This window comes from Stenotrophomonas sp. NPDC047960, assembly GCF_043204395.1.
Taxonomy (GTDB): Bacteria; Pseudomonadota; Gammaproteobacteria; order Xanthomonadales; family Xanthomonadaceae; genus Stenotrophomonas.
This window is the reverse complement of the sequence record NZ_JBIDBX010000001.1, coordinates 1-19,928: the sequence shown is the minus strand read 5'-3', so window position 1 is coordinate 19,928 and position 19,928 is coordinate 1. Positions and strand designations below refer to the sequence as shown.

Genomic DNA, 19,928 nt, shown 5'->3' with positions numbered 1-19,928 from the left:
TCCGGCGAATGTCCCCCGGCGTCGGCCAGAGGCCGACGCCGGGGGACATTTGCACAGGGGCCTGCCGGCCGCGGCGGGGCCCTCAACCCTCGCGATGGAAGTGATCGAAGAAAAAAAACGCCGGGCAAGCCCGGCGTTTTCTCATCGAGTGCCAACCAAAGGTCGGCCAGCCGCGATCAACCCAGCAGATGGGCGACGCCAGCGCGCTCTTCTTCCAGCTCGGCCAGGGTCTTGTCGATGTACTTCTGGCTGAAGTCGTCGACCGGCAGGTCCTTGACCAGGGTGTACTCACCGTTTTCGGTGGTCACCGCGAAGCCGAAGATCACGCCTTCCGGAATGCCGTAGGAACCGTCGGACGGCACGCCCATGGTGACCCACTTGCCGTTGCTGCCCAGCACCCAGTCGCGCACGTGGTCGATGGCGGCATTGGCGGCCGAGGCAGCCGAGGACGAACCACGGGCTTCGATGATCGCCGCGCCGCGCTTGCCCACGGTCGGGATGAACGTGTTCGCGTTCCATTCCTGGTCGTTGATCGCATCGGCGATCGACGCACCGTCGGCGGTGGCGAAGCGGTAGTCCGGGTACATGGTCGGGCTGTGGTTGCCCCACACCACCAGCTTCTCCATGCCACCGACCGGCTTGCCCAGCTTGGACGACAGCTGGCTCAGCGCACGGTTGTGGTCCAGGCGCAGCATGGCGGTGAAGTTGCGCGGGTTCAGGTCCGGCGCCGACTTCATGGCGATGTAGGCATTGGTGTTGGCCGGGTTGCCGACCACCAGCACCTTCACGTTACGGCTGGCGACCTTGTTCAACGCCGCGCCCTGGGCGGTGAAGATCTTGGCGTTTTCCAGCAGCAGATCCTTGCGCTCCATGCCCGGGCCGCGCGGACGCGCGCCGACCAGCAGGGCGATGTCGGCGTCCTTGAATGCCACTTCGGCGTCATCGGTGCCGACCATGCCGGCCAGCAGCGGGAACGCGCAGTCTTCCAGTTCCATCATCACGCCGCGCAGGGCGGCCTGGGCCTTGTCGACCGGCAGCTCGAGCAGCTGCAGGATGACCGGCTGGTCCTTGCCCAGCATTTCGCCGGAGGCGATGCGGAACAGCAGGGCGTAGCCGATCTGGCCGGCGGCGCCGGTCACGGCAACACGAACAGGTGCTTTCATGGGGATTTCCTCTGCTAAGAAGCTGTGTGGGAGTGGCCGCCGGGCGGGGAGAGACCTGGCGGGGCGGCCGGAAATGCGCAACGGCCTCCCGCAAGGGAGGCCGTCGAAAGAAAATCAGTTGGCCGGAATGAGCTTGTTCCACTCGGCCACGCGGTCGGCCTGGGCGGCCAGCACGGCGTCGGTGTCGCCTTCCAGGGTGATCGAATGGATCACGTCGCCCTGCTTGACCGAATCCACGATCGCCTGGCCTTCCTTCACCTGGCCGAACACGGTGTGCTTGCCGTCCAGCCAGTCGGTCTTGATGTGGGTGATGAAGAACTGGCTGCCGTTGGTGTTCGGGCCGGCATTGGCCATGGACAGCGAACCGACCTGGTGCTTCACGCCGTTCTTCTCGTCTTCGAACTTGTAGCCCGGGCCGCCGGTGCCACGACCCTGCGGGCAGCCGCCCTGGATCATGAAATCAGGGATCACCCGGTGGAAGATGAGGCCGTTATAGAAGCCCTTCTGGACCAGGTTCACGAAGTTGGCCACGGTCAGCGGCGCTTCCTTGGGGAACAGCTCGACCTTGATCGGGCCCTGGGTGGTGTCGAAGGTGGCGATGAGGGACATGTGGATCCTTGGTATACGGGGTTGTCGTCAGCCCATAAGGATACACCGCAGGTGGGATGTGGGCCTGCCTGACCATGGTCGAACGGGCCCCGCCAGCACCGTCCGTTGGCCGGCCCTCAGGTACCGGTGTGCCGGGCAACGGCCAGCGCTACCTGAATGCGCAGAAGGTTGTTTTCGCGTTTGGTCATGAAGGCCGTATAATGTCGGACTTCTTTTTCCAAATCCGGCGCCGACTGGCCCCCTTTCGCATGTCTATCGAAAATCTTCGCAACATCGCCATCGTCGCCCACGTCGACCACGGTAAGACCACCCTTGTGGACCAGCTGCTCAAGCAGTCCGGCACGCTGTCCGAGCGCACCGTGCTCGCCGAGCGCGTGATGGACAGCAATGACCAGGAAAAGGAGCGTGGCATCACGATCCTGGCCAAGAACACGGCCATCACCTGGGAAGACAAGAAGACCGGGATCAAGAACCGGATCAACATCGTCGACACCCCCGGACACGCCGACTTCGGCGGCGAGGTGGAGCGCGTGCTGTCGATGGTGGACACCGTGCTGATCCTGGTCGACGCCATGGACGGCCCGATGCCGCAGACCCGCTTTGTCACCCAGAAGGCTTTCGCGATGGGCTTCAAGCCGATCGTGGTGGTCAACAAGGTCGACCGCCCGGGCTCGCGTCCGGAGTGGGTGATCGACCAGGTCTTCGATCTGTTCGACAAGCTCGGCGCCACCAATGAACAGCTCGACTTCCCGATCGTGTACGCCTCGGCCCTGAACGGCTACGCCGGTCTGGAAGATACCGTGCGCGACGGCGACATGACCCCGCTGTACGAAGCGATCATGCAGCATGCGCCGAAGCCGGAAGTGGACCCGGAAGGTCCGTTCCAGATGCGCATCAGCCAGTTGGACTACAACAACTTCGTGGGCGTGATCGGCATCGGCCGCGTCCAGCGCGGTACCCTGAAGAAGAACATGCAGGTCGCGGTGATCGACCGTGAAGGCAAGAAGCGCAACGGCAAGGTCGCGCAGGTGCTGGGCTTCCTGGGCCTGGAGCGCATTGAGCAGGATTCGGCCGAAGCCGGCGACATCGTCGCCATCTCGGGCATCCCGGAACTGACCATCTCCGACACCCTGTGCCACCCGGACACCCCGGAAGCCCTGCCGGCGCTGACCGTCGACGAGCCGACCATCTCGATGACCTTCCAGGTCAACAACTCGCCGTTCGCCGGCAACAAGGACCTGTCCGGTGGCAAGTTCCTGACCAGCCGCCAGATCAAGGACCGTCTGGACCGCGAACAGGTCCACAACGTGGCCCTGAAGGTCGAGCAGCTGGAAGACGCCGACAAGTTCCTGGTCTCGGGCCGTGGCGAGCTGCACCTGTCCGTGCTGATCGAAAACATGCGCCGTGAAGGCTACGAGCTGGCCGTGTCGCGTCCGGAAGTGATCATCAAGCAGATCGACGGCCAGGCCATGGAGCCGATCGAACAGCTGGTGGTGGACATCGAAGAGCAGCACCAGGGCGGCGTCATGGAAAAGCTGGGTACCCGCAAGGGCCAGCTCAAGAACATGGAACCGGACGGCAAGGGCCGTGTGCGCCTTGAATACATGATCCCGGCCCGTGGCCTGATCGGCTTCCAGAACGAGTTCAAGACCCTGACCCAGGGCTCGGGCCTGCTGTTCCACGTGTTCGACCATTACGGCCCGAAGGAACAGGGCGCCATCGCCAAGCGCCAGAACGGCGTAATGATCGCCAATGCGCCGGGCGCCACCCCTGCCTACTCGCTGGGGCCGCTGCAGGAGCGTGGAAAGCTGTTCGCTGCTGAAGGCGACAACGTGTACGAAGGTCAGTTGATCGGTATCCACTCCAAGGACAACGACCTGACCGTCAATGCGATCAAGACCAAGCCGCTGACCAACATGCGCGCCTCCGGCAAGGACGATGCGATCCAGCTCACTCCGGCCATCAAGTACTCGCTGGAGCAGGCGCTGGACTTCATCGAAGACGACGAACTGGTCGAGATCACGCCCAAGGAAATCCGTCTGCGCAAGAAGTTCCTGACCGAAAGCGACCGCAAGAAGGCCTCGCGCGGCGGCTGATCGGACCCTCGTGACCGACACCCCCTACAACCCGGATCCTCACAGGCATCCGGGGCTTCACCTGATCGCCTTGCTGGAAGCCAGCAAGGCGGTCCTGGCGCTGTTGGCGGCCACCGGGCTGGAAGTGCTCGGCCCGCAGCCACTGCGTGATGGGGTCAATGCCCTGATCCGGCGTTTCAGCCTGGACCCGGATCACGGCACCCTGCCTTCGCTGCTCAACATGATCAGTCCCGATGCCGTCCACCTGGCCGCTGCGGCCATGGTTGCGTACGGCATCCTGCATCTGTTCGAGGCCTGGGGCCTCTGGCGCGCCAAAGCCTGGGCCTCCTGGCTGGGCTGCGTCACCGCCGGCATCTATCTGCCGTTCGACATATTCGCGATCATCCGCCACCCGGGCTGGGCCTCGTGGACGGTGCTGGTCATCAACCTCATCGTGGTCGGCGTACTCGCCCGCGACATCCGCAAGCGCCACGGCCCGGCCCAACCGCCCGCGTGAGTTGCCAAGCGTGCGGGGCGCTGGTTAGCCTGAGCGCCCGCTCCAGGGATACATAGATGCGCGCGCCAGTGACATCGTTCGTGTTGGCCATTGCCCTGCTGGGTGGCTGCTCGCCCTCGCCTGCGCGCTGGTTCAACCAGGCACATGCGGCGGCCCCGCAGGACATCCCGTTCGCCTACGCCGAAGCCGATATCACCCAACTGCAGGCCGCCATGGCCGCGGGCGAGCTGGACAGTGTCACCCTGACCCGGGCGTACCTGGAACGGATCGCCCGGCTGGACCGTGCCGGTCCGCGCCTGAACGCAGTGCTGGAGCTCAATCCGGATGCACTGAAGGAAGCGGCGGCACTGGATGCCGAGCGCCGCCGGGGGCAGCTGCGCGGCCCCCTGCACGGCATTCCGCTGCTGCTCAAGGACAACATCGGCGCGCGCCCGATGGCCACCACCGCCGGCTCCCTGGCACTGGCCGGTTTCCGCCCCGATGACGCGTTCCTGGTCACCCGGCTGCGCGCGGCCGGCGCGCTGGTGCTGGGCAAGACCAATCTCAGCGAATGGGCGAACTTCCGCTCCAGCCAGTCGATTTCGGGCTGGAGTGCGCGTGGCGGCCAGACCCGCAACCCCTACCGCCTCAGCCACAGCCCATGCGGCTCCAGCAGCGGCAGCGCCGTGGCGGTGTCGGCCAACCTGGCGGCCGCGGCGGTGGGGACGGAAACCGACGGCAGCATCGTCTGCCCGGCGGCGGTCAATGGCGTGGTCGGGCTCAAGCCCACGGTGGGCCTGGTCAGTCGCGGCGGCATCGTGCCCATTTCCTTCAGCCAGGACACCGCCGGCCCGATCTCCCGCAGCGTGGCCGACGCGGCCGCACTGCTGACCGCGATGGCGGGCCGCGACGACGCCGACCCGGCCACGGCGACGATGCCCGGTCGGGCCGTTTACGACTACACCTCACGATTGAATCCGGACGGCCTGCGCGGCGCCCGTATCGGCGTGCTGCACGGCGCGCTGGACCAGCAGCCAGGGGTCGCCCCTGCCCTGCAGCACGCGATCGGCGTGCTTCGCGATGCCGGCGCGGTCGTTGTGCCGGTGGAGCTGCCTACCGCAGGCCAGTGGGAAGAGGCCGAGCGCCTGGTGCTGCTGCACGAGTTCAAGGCCGGGATGCAGCGATACCTGACCCGCCACCAGGCCCCGGTGCGCGACCTGGACGCGATCATCGCCTTCAACCGTACCCACGCTGACAAGGAGCTGCTGCTGTTCGGCCAGGACCTGATGGAGACCGCCGCGCAGGCGGGCAGCCTGGGCAGCCCCGGGTACATCGCTGCACGCAGCCAGGCGCGCCGCCTGGCCGGCCCCGAGGGGATCGACGCGGTGTTGAAGGCCGAACGCCTGGACGCACTGGTGGCGCCCACCACGGGCACCGCGTGGCCGATCCGTACCGGCCAGGGCGATGACTTTCCCGGCGGCAGCTACAGCGCTGCCGCCGTGGCCGGCTACCCGAGCCTGACCGTGCCGATGGCGCATGTGAACGGGCTGCCGTTGGGGCTGTTGTTCATGGGAACGGCCTGGAGCGAGCCGAAGCTGATCGAACTGGCCTACGGCTACGAGCAGCGCACGCGGGCACGGCGCCCACCGCGGTTCGGGACGCAGGCATTGTTGCCGTAACGAGAGCGTACCGACCAACGGTCGGTACCTACCGACGATGGTGCCCGCTCACCGATATCGTCGCCTCACCGCGCGGCGTCTTCTGCGGCCAGCACCGCAGGCGGGCCATCCTCGGCACCAGGTGAACGCACGTCATCGGCCGGCTGCGAACGCGGCGTGCGCGTGGGCGGATCGGGGCGTTCGAGCAGTTCGGCGCGGGTGCGCGGCAGCGCCTGGGGATGTTCGCGCGCGAGGAAATCGAGCATGCGTTCGCGCACGATGCAGCGCAGGTCGAAGGCATCGCCGGAATTGCGTGCGCTGACCAGCAGGCGCACCTGCAGGGTGTGATCGGTGGTTTCGGTCACCTGGGTCACACAGACGCGGCCATCCCACAACGCTTCGCCTTTGCAGATGCGCTCGAGCTCCCCGCGGATCGCCACGATCGGCGCGCGGTAATCGAGCCACAGGAACGCCGTCCCAAGCAGGTCGGCACTGCGTCGGGTCCAGTTCTGGAATGGATTCTCGATGAACCAGGTCAACGGCACCACCATGCGCCGCTCGTCCCAGATCCGCACCACCACGTAGCTGCTGCCGATCTCTTCCACCCGCCCCCACTCGCCCTCGACGATCACCACGTCATCGAGCCGGATCGGCTGGGTCAACGCAATCTGCAGGCCCGCGATGAGGTTGCCGAACACGGGCTTGGCGGCGATGCCGGCGACCAGGCCGATGATGCCCGCCGATGCCAGCAGCGCGGTCCCGATCTGGCGCACCATCGGGAAGGTCAGCAGCACCATCGACGCGCCGATCAGGATGATGGCGCCCATCAGCACGCGGCTGAGCACGCGGGTCTGGGTCTGGATGCGGCGGGCGGCCAGGTTGTCGGCCACCTCCATCGGGTGGTCGCGCAGGATCGCCTGCTCGCCGGCAGCCACCGCGCGCACGAGCAACCAGATGAAGCAGGCAGTCAGGCCGATATGCAACAGGCGCAGCGACTGGTCCAGCCAGCGCCCTTCCAGCGGGGTGGCTTCCAGCGCGGGAATCAACACCAGCATCGGCAGCGCAAAAGCCAGCGGCCGGCTGATCACGCGTGCGATCCGCGCACGACGATAGTCACGCCCTTTCAGGCGGCGGGTCAGCGCCATCAGCAGCCACCAGCCGGTAATCCCGATCGCCAGCGCGATCCCGATCGGCCACAGATATGCAGCCGCCTCCTGCCAATCCACTCGCATGCTCCCTCCCGCAGGGCTTCAATCCGAGCCCTACCGTGCCAGAGCGGCGATGATCGGCGCGTTTACCCGCCCTGCTTGCGTACGATCGCCATGGCGATCTCCAGCGACTGCTCGTAGTTCAGGCGCGGGTCCACGGAAGAGCGATAGGCACGCTCAAGATCGCGCTCGGTGAGTTCGCGCGCGCCGCCGGTGCATTCGGTGACGTCCTCACCCGTCAGCTCCAGGTGGACGCCCCCCAAGCGCGTGCCAGCGGCCGCGTGCAGGTCGAAGGACAGCTCCACTTCACTGCGCACGTTGTCGAAGCGACGGGTCTTGTAGCCGTTGCTGGTGCTTTCGGTGTTGCCATGCATGGCGTCACACACCCACAGCACGCGTCGGCCATCGCGCTTGACTGCCTCCAGCAGCGGCGGCAGTCTTTCGGCGATCTGCGCCGCGCCCATGCGATGGATGAAGCTCAGGCGGCCGGGTTCATCGTCGGGATTGAGCACGTCAATCAGGCGCAGCAGCTGGTCGGGCTGCACGGACGGGCCAACCTTGATCGCAATCGGATTGCGTACGCCACGCAGGTATTCCACATGCGCGCCATCGAGGGCGGCCGTACGCATGCCGATCCACGGGTAATGCGTACTCAGGTTCAGCCAGCCGTGCTGGCGCGGCACCTGTCGGGTGAGCGCCTGCTCGTACGGCAGCAGCAGCGCCTCGTGGGAGGTGTAGAAGTCGATCCGGTTGAGGTTGTACACCTGTGCGCCGGACAGGGTTTCCATGAAGCGCACGGCATCGCCGATGGACGCGACCATCTTCTGGTAATCGGTGGCCAGGGGCGAGTGCCGCACCCACTCCAGGTTCCAGTACTCGGGATGGTGCAGGTCGGCGAAGCCGCCATCGATCAGCGCACGCACGAAGTTCATGGTCATGGCCGAATGCGCGTGGGCCTGCAGCATCCTGCGCGGGTCGGGCAGGCGCGCGGCTTCGGTGAACTCGGGCGCGTTGATCACATCGCCCCGGTAACTGGGCAGGGTCACGCCGTTGCGGGTTTCGGTGTCGGCCGAGCGCGGCTTGGCGTATTGGCCAGCGAACCGGCCGACGCGGATCACCGGCTTGCGCATGCCGTGCACGAGCACCAGACTCATCTGCAGCAGCACCTTGAGCCGGTTGGAAATGGTGGTGGACTCGCAGTCGCTGAAGTTCTCGGCACAATCGCCGCCCTGCAGCAGAAAGCGCTTGCCTTCCTGGGCCTCGGCCAGCTGCTGCTTGAGCGACAGGATCTCCCACGAGGTCACCAGCGGCGGCAACCGCTTGAGCTCGTGCAGGGACGCATCCAGCGCGACCGGATCGGGGTAGGTCGGCATCTGCAGCGCGGGCCGGCCGCGCCAGCTCTCCGGCGACCAGTCGGTCGGCAACGAAGCGGAAGGGGTGGCACGGTCGGAGGCAGTCATCGGAATATCCAGTAAACCAGCAGAAGAAAGATCAGTGGCGACGCGCAGGACGGCGGAACGATACCAGCAGCGCCCAGAGGCCCAGCAGGGTGAACCACACCAGGCTCCACATGGGCATGGTCAGGCCCAGGAACTGCCAATCAATGTTGCCGCAGTTGCCGGTACCGGTAAGCACGGTGCGGAACACTTCGAACGGTCCCATGGTTTCGCTGAGGAACGACAGCGGCGGCCCACAGCTCGAACCCATGTCCTGCGGCAGCAGCTGCACATACACGTGCCGCCCGGCAATGCCGATGCCCACGGCGGCGGCAATGAAGGCCAGCACGCCATAGGTGATCCGCCCGGGCCGATCGCGCGGACCATGCAGCGCGCCGATCAGGAACAACAGGCCGAGCGCAGCGAACGCAATGCGCTGGAAGATGCACAGCGGGCACGGCTCCAGCCCCATCTTCAGCTGCAGGAAGATCGCATAGGCCAGCAGGCCAGCACACACCAGGAACCCCAGCAGGAACTGGGCGCGGAAATTCCAGCGCAATGGATTCATTGCCAACACTCTTGTTAGTCCAGGCGCCAAGATTAACAGGGAGCTGTGCGGTGTAGGCTGCGGCCGTTTGCCGTACATCGGCTTGGTTGGCCATATGGGGTGTTCTGGGGGCCTGGCGAACAGCTGCACGGCTGATAGGTCCACTGCCCGGCCGCGCCGACGGTGGGTCGGTGCGCATGGGGGGCAACAGCAGCCGGGCAAGGCCCGGCTCTACGGTTGGCGAAGCCGGGACGGGCGTGCCCGTCCTCATTCAGACCGCGACCTCCCACGCCCGGCCGATGGGCCAATAGGCAACCGACCCAGTGTCGAGGTCCCGGCCGGGGTGGGTTTGCGGGGGTGTGAGCCGCATGGATGCGGCGACCAAGCCCCCATGGATGGGTTCACGGCGTCCCCCGCAAACCCACACCGGCCGGGGCCCCGCAGTGGACAGCAAATCCCCAGCGCCGTTGCCGTTGCCGTTGCTCTTGATCTACACGCCCAACAAAAAACCCGGCGCAGGGCCGGGTTTCTTGAAGAATCTTTGGTGAAGCGCGTCGATTATTCTTCGACGGCTTCAGCCACGGCGGCCGGACGGTCGACCAGTTCGACGTAGGCCATCGGGGCGTTGTCGCCAGCGCGGAAGCCGCACTTCAGCAGACGCAGGTAGCCGCCCGGACGGTTCGCGTAACGCGGGCCCAGGGTGGTGAACAGGTTGCCCACGGCTTCGTTGTCACGCAGGCGGGCGAAGGCCAGACGGCGGTTGGCGACGGAGTCGACCTTGGCCAGGGTGATCAGCGGCTCGGCGACGCGACGCAGTTCCTTGGCCTTCGGCAGGGTGGTCTTGATCAGCTCGTGCTTGAACAGCGACGCGGCCATGTTCTTGAACATTGCTTCGCGGTGGGCGCTGGTACGGCTGAACTTGCGGCCGGATTTCATGTGACGCATGACGGATGTTCCTTGAAAGAATATTGGATCGGTTGGATATCGCTGTCGCCTTCCCGGCGTTGTTGCTTGGACTGCGGATGGTCCGGTGCCGGCCCTCCTGGCCGACCGTCACCGCAGGCTGGCGCCTGTCGATGCGAGGTACTGCGGGTAAAGCCCCCGCACCCGAAGGTGCGGGGTGACACATTTACTGCGCTGGATCAGCCGAGCATGCCGTGCTGGGCGACACCGGCCGGCGGCCAGTTCTCCAGCTTCATGCCGAGCGAAAGACCACGCTGGGCGAGGACTTCCTTGATCTCGGTCAGCGACTTCTTGCCGAGGTTCGGGGTCTTGAGCAGTTCCACTTCGGTCTTCTGGATCAGATCGCCGATGTAGTAGATGCTCTCGGCCTTGAGGCAGTTCGCCGAACGCACGGTCAGTTCCAGGTCGTCGATCGGGCGCAGCAGCACCGGATCCACGCCGTTGTTGGCCGGCTTGGCTGCACCGCGGTCGCGGTGGGTGAAGTCACCGAAGACCGACAGCTGATCGCTGAGGATGTCGGCGGCGGTGCGCACGGCTTCCTCGGCATCGATCGTGCCGTTGGTTTCGATGTCCAGCACCAGCTTGTCCAGGTCGGTACGCTGTTCGACGCGGGCCGCTTCCACCGAATAGGCGACGCGACGGACCGGCGAGAACGAGGCGTCCAGGACCAGACGACCGATGGCACGGGTCTCTTCATCCGGACGACGACGCGCGGCGGCCGGCTGGTAGCCGAAGCCGCGCTCGATCTTCAGACGCATGTTGACTGCCGTGTCCTTGGTCAGGTGGCAGATGACATGATCCGTATTGAGGATCTCGACGTTGTGGTCGACCTTGATATCGGCAGCAGTCACGACACCCGGACCCTGCTTGGACAGCGACAGGGTTGCGCTGTCGCCGGTGTGCATACGGATGGCCACGTCCTTCAGGTTGAGCAGGACTTCGAGAACGTCCTCCTGCAGGCCTTCGAGCGTGGTGTACTCGTGCAGTACGCCGTCGATCTCAACTTCCGTGATGGCGAAGCCCGGGATGGACGACAGCAGCACGCGACGCAGGGCATTGCCCAGCGTATGCCCGTAACCACGCTCCAAGGGTTCGATAACGACCTTGGCGCGGGTGTCGGTAAGGCGTTCGATCTGCGGACCACGAGGACGCAGAACCTGGTTGGCGGTAACCGTCATGTTGCGGGTTCTCCTAGTGAACCCCCGGCCGTCGCCGGGGGCTCTCCAATGTGAATTACTTCGAATACAACTCGACGATCAGCGCTTCGTTGATATCCGCAGGCAGGTCCGAACGATCCGGCACGGCCTTGAAGATGCCGGCGAACTTGTCGGCGTCCACTTCGATCCACGTCGGGCGCAGGTCGTGCGTCTTGGACACGGTCAGGGCTTCCTGAACGCGCAGCTGCTTGGCAGCCTTCTCGGACAGCGCGACAGCGTCGCCGGCCTTGACCTGGTACGAAGCCAGGTTGACCGACTTGCCGTTCACGGTGACGCCGCGGTGCGAGACCAGCTGACGGGCAGCCGGACGGGTCACAGCGAAGCCCATGCGATAGACGACGTTGTCCAGGCGGGTTTCCAACAGCTGCAGCAGGTTCTCGCCGGTGTTGCCCTTCTTGGTCGAGGCCTTCTTGTAGTAGTTGCGGAACTGACGCTCCAGCAGACCGTAGATACGCTTGACCTTCTGCTTTTCACGCAGCTGGGTGGCGTAGTCGGACAGCTTGCCCTTGCGGGCGGTCGCGCCGTGCTGGCCGGGCTTCTGCTCCAGCTTGCACTTGGAGTCCAGCGCACGGGCCGGGCTCTTGAGGGAAAGGTCGGCGCCTTCGCGGCGGGCGAGCTTACAGGTAGGACCGATATAACGAGCCATTTCTTATCGCTCCTTTAGACGCGACGCTTCTTCGGCGGACGGCACCCGTTGTGCGGGATTGGCGTCACGTCGATGATGTTGGTGATCTTGTAGCCCACGTTGTTCAGCGAGCGCACGGCCGACTCACGACCCGGACCCGGGCCCTTGATGCGGACTTCCAGGGACTTGACGCCGTAATCCAGCGCGGCGCGGCCGGCTTTCTCGGCAGCCACCTGGGCAGCGAACGGGGTGGACTTACGCGAACCGCGGAAGCCAGCGCCACCGGACGTCGCCCACGACAGAGCATTGCCCTGGCGGTCGGTGATGGTCACGATGGTGTTGTTGAAAGAAGCGTGGACGTGGGCAACGCCGTCAGTGACGACGCGCTTGATCTTCTTCTTGGTCTTAGCGACGGGCTTAGCCATTTCTTAGGTCCCTTACTTCCTGATCGCCTTGCGCGGGCCCTTGCGGGTGCGGGCGTTGGTACGGGTGCGCTGACCACGCAGCGGCAGGCCGCGACGGTGACGCAGACCGCGGTAGCAGCCCAGGTCCATCAGGCGCTTGATCGCGATACCGATTTCACGGCGCAGATCGCCTTCCACGATGTACTTGGCCACTTCCGAGCGCAGGCGCTCGATTTCCGGCTCCGACAGATCGCGGATCTTGGTGGTCGAGGTCACGCCTGCGGCGTCGCAGACCTTCTTCGAACGGGTACGGCCGATGCCGTAAATGCTTTGCAACCCGACCCAGACGTGCTTCTGGGCTGGCAGGTTGACGCCTGCAATACGCGCCATGACGCGGTTCTCCAGCTGAGTGATGGCCGACAGCGCACCCGAGGCGCGCCGATCCGGCAGGATGGATCAAAAAAGTGAACTAGCGATACTAACAAGGTTCCGGTTTACATGGAAGCCCGTGAAACCTGAAAGGTTTCATGGACCCGGCCCAGGGAGTGTGCCCAGGCTCCGGCGCCGGACCAGGTTGACTCCGGAATGACAACTCTTTCGAGCCCTCTTCCGGCGCCGCCCGCGCTACTCCCGCGCGGGACGACCCGATCTCACCCCCACCCGGAACCGCTGCGGGGGCCGCCCTTCGTTTGTGTGGCCAGGTCCGCGAAGCGGAGGACCATCACGTCAGGAAGACGATAGTGTAACAGGCCAATCAGCCGCGGGCAAAACCGCCGCGGTTGCCGCCCTTCAGGTTGGCCTTCTTCAACAGGCTCTCGTACTGGTGCGACATCAGGTGCGCCTGGATCTGCGCGATGAAGTCCATCACCACCACCACCACGATCAGCAGCGAAGTGCCGCCGAAGTAGAAGGACGCATTCAGCTGCGTGCGCATGATTTCCGGCAGCAGGCAGACGATCACCAGGTAGGCCGAGCCGGCCGCGGTCAGGCGGGTCAGCACGCCGTCGATGTAGTCGGCGGTGGCCTTGCCCGGACGGATGCCCGGAATCAGCGCGCCCGACTTCTTCAGGTTGTCGGCGGTTTCCTGCGAGTTGAACACCAGCGCGGTATAGAAGAACGCGAAACCGGTGATCAGCGCGGCGAACACGATCATGTGCAGCGGCTCGCCCGGACCCAGGGCGTTGGCGACCTTCTGCAGCCAGGTCGCCGAGCTGGCCTGGCCGGACCACATGGCCAGGGTGGTCGGGAACGCCAGGATGCTGGAGGCGAAGATGGCCGGAATCACGCCCGCCATGTTCAGCTTCAGCGGCAGGAACGAGGTCTGGTTCATGTACGCGTTGCGGCCGCCCTGGCGACGTGCGTAGTTCACCGTGATGCGGCGCTGGCCGCGTTCGACGAACACCACGAAGAAGGTGAAGGCCAGCACCACCAGTGCGATCAGCAGCAGCTGGATGAACTGCAGGTTGCCTTCGCGGAAGGCGTCGAAGGTGTGGATGACCGCACCCGGCAGACCGGCCACGATGCCGGCGAAGATGATCAGCGACACACCGTTGCCGATGCCGCGCTCGGTGACCTGCTCGCCGACCCACATCAGGAAGATGGTACCGGCGGTCAGCGCGACCACGGCGGTGAGCACGAAGCCCATGCCCGGCGCGTACACGACCGGCGCACCGGACGGGGACAGCTGATTCTGCAGCGCCAGCGCGATGCTGCCGCCCTGCACCACCGCCAGCAACACGGCGCCGATGCGGGAATATTGGGTGATCTTGCGGCGACCGGACTCACCTTCCTTCTGCATCGCCTTGAGCGCGGGGAAGATGTGGACGGCCAGCTGCATCACGATGGATGCCGAGATGTACGGCATCACGTTCAGCGCGAAAATGCTGAAACGGTGCAGGGCGCCGCCCGAGAACATGTTGAACATGTCCACGATGCCGCCGCCCTGCGCCTGCATGAGTGCAAGCATGGCATCGGGATTGACGCCCGGCACCGGCACATAACAGCCGATGCGGTAGACGATCAAAGCCCCGACGACGAACAGCAGACGCTGGCGAAGTTCCGTGAACTTGCCGAGCCCGCCGCCCAGGTTACCAATGCCAGCTTGCGCCATGTCTTACTCCTGTACGCTGCCGCCGGCAGCTTCGATCGCGGCCTTGGCACCGGCCGTTGCTGCGATGCCCTTCAGGGTGAAGGCCTTGGTCAGGCCGCCCTTCATGACGATCTTGGCCTGCTTGGCAGTGCTCGGGACCAGCTTCGCGGCGCGCAGCGCTGCGAAATCGATCTCGCCAGCTTCCAGGCGGTCCAGGTGGTACGACAGCACTTCGGCAGTGTCCTTGGCGATCTTGGAACGGAAACCGACCTTCGGCAGACGACGCTGCATGGGGGTCTGGCCGCCTTCGAAGCCCGCCTTGATCTTGCCGCCACCCTTACGGGCGAACGAACCCTTGTGGCCGCGGCCACAGGTCTTGCCCAGGCCGGAGCCGATACCACGGCCGACGCGGGTGCGCTCTTTGCGCGCGCCCGGTGCCGGGCTCAGTTCATTGAGATGCAGGGTCATTGGATTATTCCTCAACCTTGACGAGGTAGTGGACCTTGTTGATCAGACCGCGAACCTGCGGGCTGTCCTTCAGGACACGCACATCGTTGAGCTTGTTCAGGCCCAGGGCACGCACCGACAGGCGGTGACGCGACTGGGTACCACGCAGGCCGCCAACCAGACGGACCTTGACGGTCTTGACGGTGTCATTAGCCATGGTTGAGATCCTCCACCTTCTTGCCGCGCTTGGCCGCGATGCGGGCCGGCGACTGCATTTCGGACAGGCCCTTCAGCGTGGCGCGAACCAGGTTGATCGGGTTGCGCGAACCGACGGCCTTGGCCAGCACGTTCTTGACGCCAACGGCTTCCAGCACGGCGCGCATCGCACCACCGGCAATGACGCCGGTACCTTCCGAAGCCGGCATCATGAACACGCGGGCCGCGCCATGACCGGACTTCACCGGGTGCCACAGGGTGCCGTTGTTCAGATCGACGTCGGCCAGGTTCTTGCGGGCCTGCTCCATCGACTTCTGGATCGCGACCGGCACTTCACGCGCCTTGCCGTAGCCGAAGCCTACCTTGCCTGCGCCGTCACCGACCACGGTCAGTGCGGTGAAGGTGAACTGACGACCGCCCTTGACGGTCTTGCTGACGCGGTTGACCGCGACCAGCTTCTCGATCATGCCGTCGTCGACTTTCTCTTCGCGGTTACGGTCGCGGTCGCGACCCCGCTGCTGACGTTCTTCTGCCATGTTGATTCCTTGATTGATTGGGTATGTACGGCTCAGGGCCGCTTATAGCTGTGGAATGACGCGGTGGATCGAACGCCCCTGCAGAAGAAGGACGCCGCCCGGCACAACCCGTGCCGGCAGGCAGGCGGAAGCGGGGACCAGCCCCGCTTCCTTATCCCTTAGAACTGCAGGCCGCCTTCGCGGGCTGCATCGGCCAGTGCCTTGATACGGCCGTGGTAGCGGTAGCCCGAGCGGTCGAAAGCGACCTTCTCGATGCCCGCAGCCTTGGCGCGCTCGGCAACCAGCTTGCCGACCTTGGCGGCGGCGTCGCTGTTCTTGCCGTTCTTCAGGCCTTCCTTGACGTCGGCCTGGGTGGTGTTGGCGGCAGCCAGCACCTTGGAGCCGTCGGCGGTGAAGACCTGGGCATACAGGTGCTGACCCGTGCGCAGCACCGACAGACGCGGCACGCCGAGGACACGGATGTGTGCGCGGGTGGACTTGGCGCGACGCAGGCGAGCAATGTTCTTGTTCATGATCTTTTTCCTTGAAAGCTGAAGACAGGACTTCTCCCCTGAAAGGGGACTCGCCCTTACGCCTTCTTGGCTTCCTTACGAATGATGACTTCGCCGGCGTACTTCACACCCTTGCCCTTGTAGGGCTCCGGCTTGCGGTAAGCGCGGATCTTGGCGGCAACTTCGCCCACCAGCTGCTTGTCGGTGCCCTGGACCAGGATTTCGGTCTGGGTCGGGGTCGACAGCGTGATGCCTTCCGGCGCCACGTACACCACCGGGTGCGAGAAACCGAGCGACAGGCTCAGATCCTTGCCCTGCATGGCGGCGCGGTAGCCGACGCCGACCAGCTCAAGCTTGCGCTCGAAGCCTTCGGTGACGCCCTTGACCATGTTGGCCAGGATCGCGCGGACGGTGCCGGTGAGGGCAACCAGGTCGTCGTTGCTGGCGGCCAGGGTGGCAACGCCGTCATTGACGGAAATTTCAACGCCAGCAACCTTCGGCAGGCTCAGGGTGCCCTTCGGGCCCTTCACGCTGACGGATTCCGGCTGGATGTTCAGTTCAACGCCCTTGGGCAGGTTGACCGGCTTCTTGGCTACGCGGGACATAGTAGTTTCCTTCTCGCCTTAGGCCACGAAGCACAGGACTTCGCCGCCGACGCCCAACTGGCGCGCCTGCGCATCAGTCATGATGCCCTTGGAGGTGGAGATGATGGAGATGCCCAGGCCGTTCAGGACCTTCGGCAGCTCGGACTTGCCACGGTACTGGCGCAGACCCGAACGCGAGAAGCGCTTCAGGGTCTCGATGACCGGCTTGCCCTCGAAATACTTCAGGACGATTTCAAGCTCGGCCTTGTTGTTCTCGGTCTTGGTCACGCGCAGGTCGGTGATGTAGCCTTCGGCCTTCAACACTTCTGCGATTGCAACCTTGATCTTGGAGGACGGTGCCTTCACCGTCTGCTTGCCAACCGCAGCCGCATTCTTGATGCGTACCAGCAGGTCGGCGATGGGATCAGTCATGCTCATAGTCGATACCTTTGAGTGCACCGATATCCGCTTTCGCGAAAATCTTGCTTTTTGGAATGGGCCTGGCGGCCCGTCGTTCTTCTTCAGCGCTTCCTGGCTGCCGACCCACAGTCGGCTCTACCGGACCGCCCTACCCCGCACCACCCAGTGAAGGGCGGGTGAGACGCGGGAGTATACGACAAAAAGAGCCCGACCGGGGTCGGACTCTTCAAGTCGGGGTGAACCTGAACAGGTCCACCCCGTACTGCAGGGACGAGTCCCTTACCAGCTGGCCTTGCGCAGGCCCGGCACGTCACCACGCATGGTGGCTTCGCGCAGCTTGTTGCGGCCGAGGCCGAACTTGCTGTACACGCCACGCGGGCGGCCCGACAGTTCGCAACGGTTGCGGTGGCGGCTCGGCGACGAATCGCGCGGCAGCTTCTGCAACTTGATCACGGCCTGTTCCTTCTCTTCGTACGAAGCGGTCGTGCTGGAGATGATCTTCTTCAGCTCGTCACGCTTGCCGGCGTACTTGACGGCCAGCTTCGCACGCTTCAGGTCGCGGTTGACCATGGAGGTCTTTGCCATTTCGGATTCCTCGACGTATCAGTTACGGAACGGGAACTTGAACGCTGCGAGCAGCGCCTTCGCTTCCGCATCGGTCTTGGCGGTGGTGGTGATGGCGATATCCATGCCGCGGATCGCGTCGACGGCGTCGAAGTCGATTTCCGGGAAGATGATCTGTTCCTTCACACCCATGTTGAAGTTGCCGCGACCGTCGAAGGAACGACCCGAGACACCACGGAAGTCGCGCACGCGCGGCAGCGAGATGTTGATCAGGCGATCCAGGAACTCATACATCTTGGCACGACGCAGCGTGGTCTTGCAGCCGATCGGCCAACCATCGCGGATCTTGAACGAAGCCACCGAGACGCGGGACTTGGTCACGATCGGCTTCTGGCCGGAGACCTTGGCCATGTCGGCGACGGCATTTTCCAGGATCTTCTTGTTGGTCGCCGCTTCGCCGACACCCATGTTCAGGGTGACCTTGACCAGGCGGGGAACCTGCATCGGATTGGTGTAGCCGAACTGCTTCATCAGCGCCGGCACCACTTCTTCCTGGTAGAACTTTTCGAGACGGGAACTCATCTTCTCATTCCTCAGGCGTCGAGCGCCTCACCGCTGGAGCGGAACACACGCAGTTTGCGTCCATCCTCCCGCACCGTGAAGCCAACGCGCTCGCCCTTGCCCGAAGCCGGGTTGAGCACATTCACGTTGGAGATATGGATCGAAGCTTCACGCTCGACCACGCCGCCGGCAACGCCTGCCTGCGGGTTCGGCTTGGTGTGGCGCTTGACGATGTTCACGTTGGCGACGATCACACGATCGCCATCGACGCGGACGACTTCGCCCTGCTTGCCCTTGTCCTTGCCGGTGTTGACGACGACCTGGTCGCCCTTCTTGATACGGTTAGCCATGATTATCTCCTGTCGCTCACAGCACTTCGGGAGCGAGCGAGACGATCTTCATGAACTTCTCGGAACGAAGTTCACGGGTCACCGGCCCGAAGATGCGGGTGCCGATCGGCTCTTGCTTGTTGTTGAGCAGGACCGCGGCATTGGCGTCGAAACGGATCAGCGAGCCGTCGGCGCGACGCACACCCTTGCGGGTACGCACCACGACGGCGTCGAACACTTCACCCTTCTTGACCTTGCCGCGCGGAATTGCATCCTTCACGGTGACCTTGATGATGTCACCGATGTGTGCGTAGCGACGCTTGGAGCCGCCCAGCACCTTGATGCACATCACTTCCTTGGCACCGGAATTGTCCGCGACCTCGAGGTAGCTCTGCATCTGGATCATGAGTCAGATCTCCTTATTGAGCCGCACGCGTGATGACTTCCACCACGCGCCAGTTCTTGGTCTTGGACATCGGAGCAATTTCGGTCACCAGCACGACATCGCCTTCATTGCAGGCGTTGTCGGCATCGTGCGCGTGCAGCTTGGTCGAACGCTTCAAGTACTTGCCGTAAAGCTTGTGCTTGACCAGGCGCTCCACCAGCACGGTGACCGTCTTGTCCATCTTGTTGCTGACGACACGGCCTTCGACCGTGCGCAGCTGCTTGTTTTCAGTATTGTCGCTCATCGCGGCCATCCTTACTTGTTGCTGCCGAGCAGGGTCTTGACGCGAGCAATCTCGCGGCGGACCCGGCGGGTTTCGTGAGTCTTCGGCAGCTGCCCGGTGACCTGCTGCATGCGGAGCGAGAACTGCTCCTTACGCAGGTCGACCAAATGGGACTTCAGGTCGTCAGCCGACTTTTCGCGAAGTTGTTTGATATCCATCACATCACCGTCCGGGTCACGAAAGTGGTGGTCACGGAGAGCTTGGCAGCTGCCAGGCGGAACGCCTCGCGTGCCACGTCTTCACCCACACCTTCAATTTCATAGATCATGCGGCCGGGCTGGATCTGGGCTACCCAGTACTCCACGTTGCCCTTACCAGAACCCATTCGGACTTCGATGGGCTTCTTGGTGATCGGCTTGTCGGGGAACACGCGGATCCACATCTTGCCACCGCGCTTGACGTAGCGGCTGATCGAGCGGCGGGCCGCTTCGATCTGACGCGCGGTCAGCTGACCGTGGGCGGTTGCCTTCAGGCCGTAGTCCCCGAAGCTGACAGCGATGGCGCACCAGCTCAGGCCATCGTTACGGCCCTTGTGTACCGTGCGGTACTTGGTTCGCTTGGG

At 64.4% G+C, this 19,928-nt stretch carries 27 protein-coding genes; 3 read left to right on the top strand and 24 right to left on the bottom strand.

Annotated elements, in window-relative coordinates; genetic code table 11:
* Positions 1 to 176: 176 nt before the first annotated feature.
* Both ACGFZ3_RS00135 and ACGFZ3_RS00130 read right to left on the bottom strand, forming a co-directional pair.
* Positions 177 to 1,163, bottom strand: a complete 987-nt coding sequence (locus tag ACGFZ3_RS00135) for a malate dehydrogenase (RefSeq protein ID WP_070207580.1) — start codon at positions 1,161 to 1,163, stop codon at positions 177 to 179.
* Between the two features lie 114 nt (positions 1,164 to 1,277).
* Positions 1,278 to 1,772: a peptidylprolyl isomerase gene (locus tag ACGFZ3_RS00130; RefSeq protein ID WP_392914874.1), complete on the bottom strand. Its 495-nt coding sequence runs from the start codon at positions 1,770 to 1,772 to the stop codon at positions 1,278 to 1,280.
* A 248-nt stretch (positions 1,773 to 2,020) separates the two neighbouring features.
* Between ACGFZ3_RS00130 and typA the strand changes: the two genes are divergently transcribed.
* The 3 genes from typA to ACGFZ3_RS00115 are packed head-to-tail and all read left to right on the top strand — an operon-like array spanning position 2,021 to position 6,022.
* Entirely contained in the window at positions 2,021 to 3,868 is a 1,848-nt protein-coding gene (typA, locus tag ACGFZ3_RS00125) for a translational GTPase TypA (protein ID WP_392914872.1), read from the top strand.
* A 10-nt stretch (positions 3,869 to 3,878) separates the two neighbouring features.
* The gene (locus ACGFZ3_RS00120; protein WP_392914869.1) at positions 3,879 to 4,364 is read left to right on the top strand and encodes a DUF2127 domain-containing protein; all 486 of its coding nucleotides are present in this window, start codon (positions 3,879 to 3,881) and stop codon (positions 4,362 to 4,364) included.
* A gap of 56 nt (positions 4,365 to 4,420) precedes the next feature.
* Positions 4,421 to 6,022: an amidase gene (locus ACGFZ3_RS00115; RefSeq protein ID WP_392914866.1), complete on the top strand. Its 1,602-nt coding sequence runs from the start codon at positions 4,421 to 4,423 to the stop codon at positions 6,020 to 6,022.
* Between the two features lie 65 nt (positions 6,023 to 6,087).
* Here the strand turns inward: ACGFZ3_RS00115 and ACGFZ3_RS00110 are convergent, their stop codons facing one another.
* The 22 genes from ACGFZ3_RS00110 to rplP all read right to left on the bottom strand — a co-directional run.
* The gene (locus ACGFZ3_RS00110; RefSeq protein WP_392914864.1) at positions 6,088 to 7,233 is read right to left on the bottom strand and encodes a mechanosensitive ion channel family protein; all 1,146 of its coding nucleotides are present in this window, start codon (positions 7,231 to 7,233) and stop codon (positions 6,088 to 6,090) included.
* A gap of 62 nt (positions 7,234 to 7,295) precedes the next feature.
* Positions 7,296 to 8,669 (bottom strand): class II 3-deoxy-7-phosphoheptulonate synthase, encoded by a 1,374-nt coding sequence (locus ACGFZ3_RS00105; protein WP_392914861.1) that lies wholly within the window; start codon positions 8,667 to 8,669, stop codon positions 7,296 to 7,298.
* A gap of 31 nt (positions 8,670 to 8,700) precedes the next feature.
* On the bottom strand, positions 8,701 to 9,213 hold the full coding sequence (locus ACGFZ3_RS00100; protein ID WP_392914859.1) for a disulfide bond formation protein B: 513 nt from the start codon (positions 9,211 to 9,213) through the stop codon (positions 8,701 to 8,703).
* Between the two features lie 537 nt (positions 9,214 to 9,750).
* Positions 9,751 to 10,137 carry a 50S ribosomal protein L17 gene (rplQ, locus tag ACGFZ3_RS00095; protein ID WP_068849483.1) on the bottom strand — a complete coding sequence of 129 codons (387 nt, stop codon included), beginning with the start codon at positions 10,135 to 10,137 and terminating at the stop codon, positions 9,751 to 9,753.
* A 197-nt stretch (positions 10,138 to 10,334) separates the two neighbouring features.
* Positions 10,335 to 11,333, bottom strand: coding sequence for a DNA-directed RNA polymerase subunit alpha (locus ACGFZ3_RS00090; RefSeq protein ID WP_068849481.1), 999 nt, complete (start codon positions 11,331 to 11,333; stop codon positions 10,335 to 10,337).
* A 55-nt stretch (positions 11,334 to 11,388) separates the two neighbouring features.
* Positions 11,389 to 12,018 carry a 30S ribosomal protein S4 gene (rpsD, locus tag ACGFZ3_RS00085; protein WP_068849480.1) on the bottom strand — a complete coding sequence of 210 codons (630 nt, stop codon included), beginning with the start codon at positions 12,016 to 12,018 and terminating at the stop codon, positions 11,389 to 11,391.
* A 14-nt stretch (positions 12,019 to 12,032) separates the two neighbouring features.
* Positions 12,033 to 12,422: a 30S ribosomal protein S11 gene (gene rpsK / locus ACGFZ3_RS00080; RefSeq protein WP_017355427.1), complete on the bottom strand. Its 390-nt coding sequence runs from the start codon at positions 12,420 to 12,422 to the stop codon at positions 12,033 to 12,035.
* Positions 12,423 to 12,434: 12 nt separating this feature from the next.
* On the bottom strand, positions 12,435 to 12,791 hold the full coding sequence (gene rpsM, locus ACGFZ3_RS00075; protein ID WP_017355426.1) for a 30S ribosomal protein S13: 357 nt from the start codon (positions 12,789 to 12,791) through the stop codon (positions 12,435 to 12,437).
* Positions 12,792 to 13,155: 364 nt separating this feature from the next.
* Positions 13,156 to 14,511, bottom strand: coding sequence for a preprotein translocase subunit SecY (gene secY / locus ACGFZ3_RS00070; RefSeq protein ID WP_068849478.1), 1,356 nt, complete (start codon positions 14,509 to 14,511; stop codon positions 13,156 to 13,158).
* A 3-nt stretch (positions 14,512 to 14,514) separates the two neighbouring features.
* Positions 14,515 to 14,958, bottom strand: coding sequence for a 50S ribosomal protein L15 (gene rplO, locus ACGFZ3_RS00065; protein WP_068849476.1), 444 nt, complete (start codon positions 14,956 to 14,958; stop codon positions 14,515 to 14,517).
* Positions 14,959 to 14,962: 4 nt separating this feature from the next.
* Positions 14,963 to 15,154: a 50S ribosomal protein L30 gene (gene rpmD, locus ACGFZ3_RS00060; RefSeq protein ID WP_068849475.1), complete on the bottom strand. Its 192-nt coding sequence runs from the start codon at positions 15,152 to 15,154 to the stop codon at positions 14,963 to 14,965.
* Complete coding sequence (gene rpsE, locus ACGFZ3_RS00055; protein ID WP_038690276.1) at positions 15,147 to 15,689, bottom strand: 30S ribosomal protein S5; 543 nt, start codon at positions 15,687 to 15,689, stop codon at positions 15,147 to 15,149. The genes rpmD and rpsE overlap by 8 nt, the downstream gene beginning before the upstream one ends.
* Before the next feature lie 158 nt (positions 15,690 to 15,847).
* Entirely contained in the window at positions 15,848 to 16,201 is a 354-nt protein-coding gene (rplR, locus tag ACGFZ3_RS00050) for a 50S ribosomal protein L18 (protein ID WP_019186158.1), read from the bottom strand.
* Between the two features lie 56 nt (positions 16,202 to 16,257).
* Positions 16,258 to 16,785 (bottom strand): 50S ribosomal protein L6, encoded by a 528-nt coding sequence (gene rplF, locus ACGFZ3_RS00045; RefSeq protein ID WP_392914849.1) that lies wholly within the window; start codon positions 16,783 to 16,785, stop codon positions 16,258 to 16,260.
* An 18-nt stretch (positions 16,786 to 16,803) separates the two neighbouring features.
* Positions 16,804 to 17,202, bottom strand: coding sequence for a 30S ribosomal protein S8 (gene rpsH, locus ACGFZ3_RS00040; RefSeq protein WP_017355419.1), 399 nt, complete (start codon positions 17,200 to 17,202; stop codon positions 16,804 to 16,806).
* A gap of 261 nt (positions 17,203 to 17,463) precedes the next feature.
* Positions 17,464 to 17,769 carry a 30S ribosomal protein S14 gene (gene rpsN, locus ACGFZ3_RS00035; protein ID WP_392914846.1) on the bottom strand — a complete coding sequence of 102 codons (306 nt, stop codon included), beginning with the start codon at positions 17,767 to 17,769 and terminating at the stop codon, positions 17,464 to 17,466.
* A gap of 18 nt (positions 17,770 to 17,787) precedes the next feature.
* Positions 17,788 to 18,330, bottom strand: a complete 543-nt coding sequence (rplE, locus tag ACGFZ3_RS00030) for a 50S ribosomal protein L5 (RefSeq protein ID WP_068849470.1) — start codon at positions 18,328 to 18,330, stop codon at positions 17,788 to 17,790.
* 11 nt (positions 18,331 to 18,341) lie between these two features.
* Positions 18,342 to 18,659 carry a 50S ribosomal protein L24 gene (gene rplX / locus ACGFZ3_RS00025; protein WP_392914842.1) on the bottom strand — a complete coding sequence of 106 codons (318 nt, stop codon included), beginning with the start codon at positions 18,657 to 18,659 and terminating at the stop codon, positions 18,342 to 18,344.
* 16 nt (positions 18,660 to 18,675) lie between these two features.
* A complete protein-coding gene (gene rplN, locus ACGFZ3_RS00020) occupies positions 18,676 to 19,044 on the bottom strand; it encodes a 50S ribosomal protein L14 (protein WP_017355415.1) in 369 nt (122 codons plus the stop codon).
* Between the two features lie 13 nt (positions 19,045 to 19,057).
* Complete coding sequence (rpsQ, locus tag ACGFZ3_RS00015; protein WP_193059172.1) at positions 19,058 to 19,327, bottom strand: 30S ribosomal protein S17; 270 nt, start codon at positions 19,325 to 19,327, stop codon at positions 19,058 to 19,060.
* 11 nt (positions 19,328 to 19,338) lie between these two features.
* Positions 19,339 to 19,524, bottom strand: a complete 186-nt coding sequence (gene rpmC, locus ACGFZ3_RS00010) for a 50S ribosomal protein L29 (RefSeq protein ID WP_068849465.1) — start codon at positions 19,522 to 19,524, stop codon at positions 19,339 to 19,341.
* On the bottom strand, positions 19,524 to 19,928 hold a 405-nt coding region (rplP, locus tag ACGFZ3_RS00005), incomplete at its 5' end, for a 50S ribosomal protein L16 (RefSeq protein WP_392914835.1). The genes rpmC and rplP, both read right to left, overlap by 1 nt.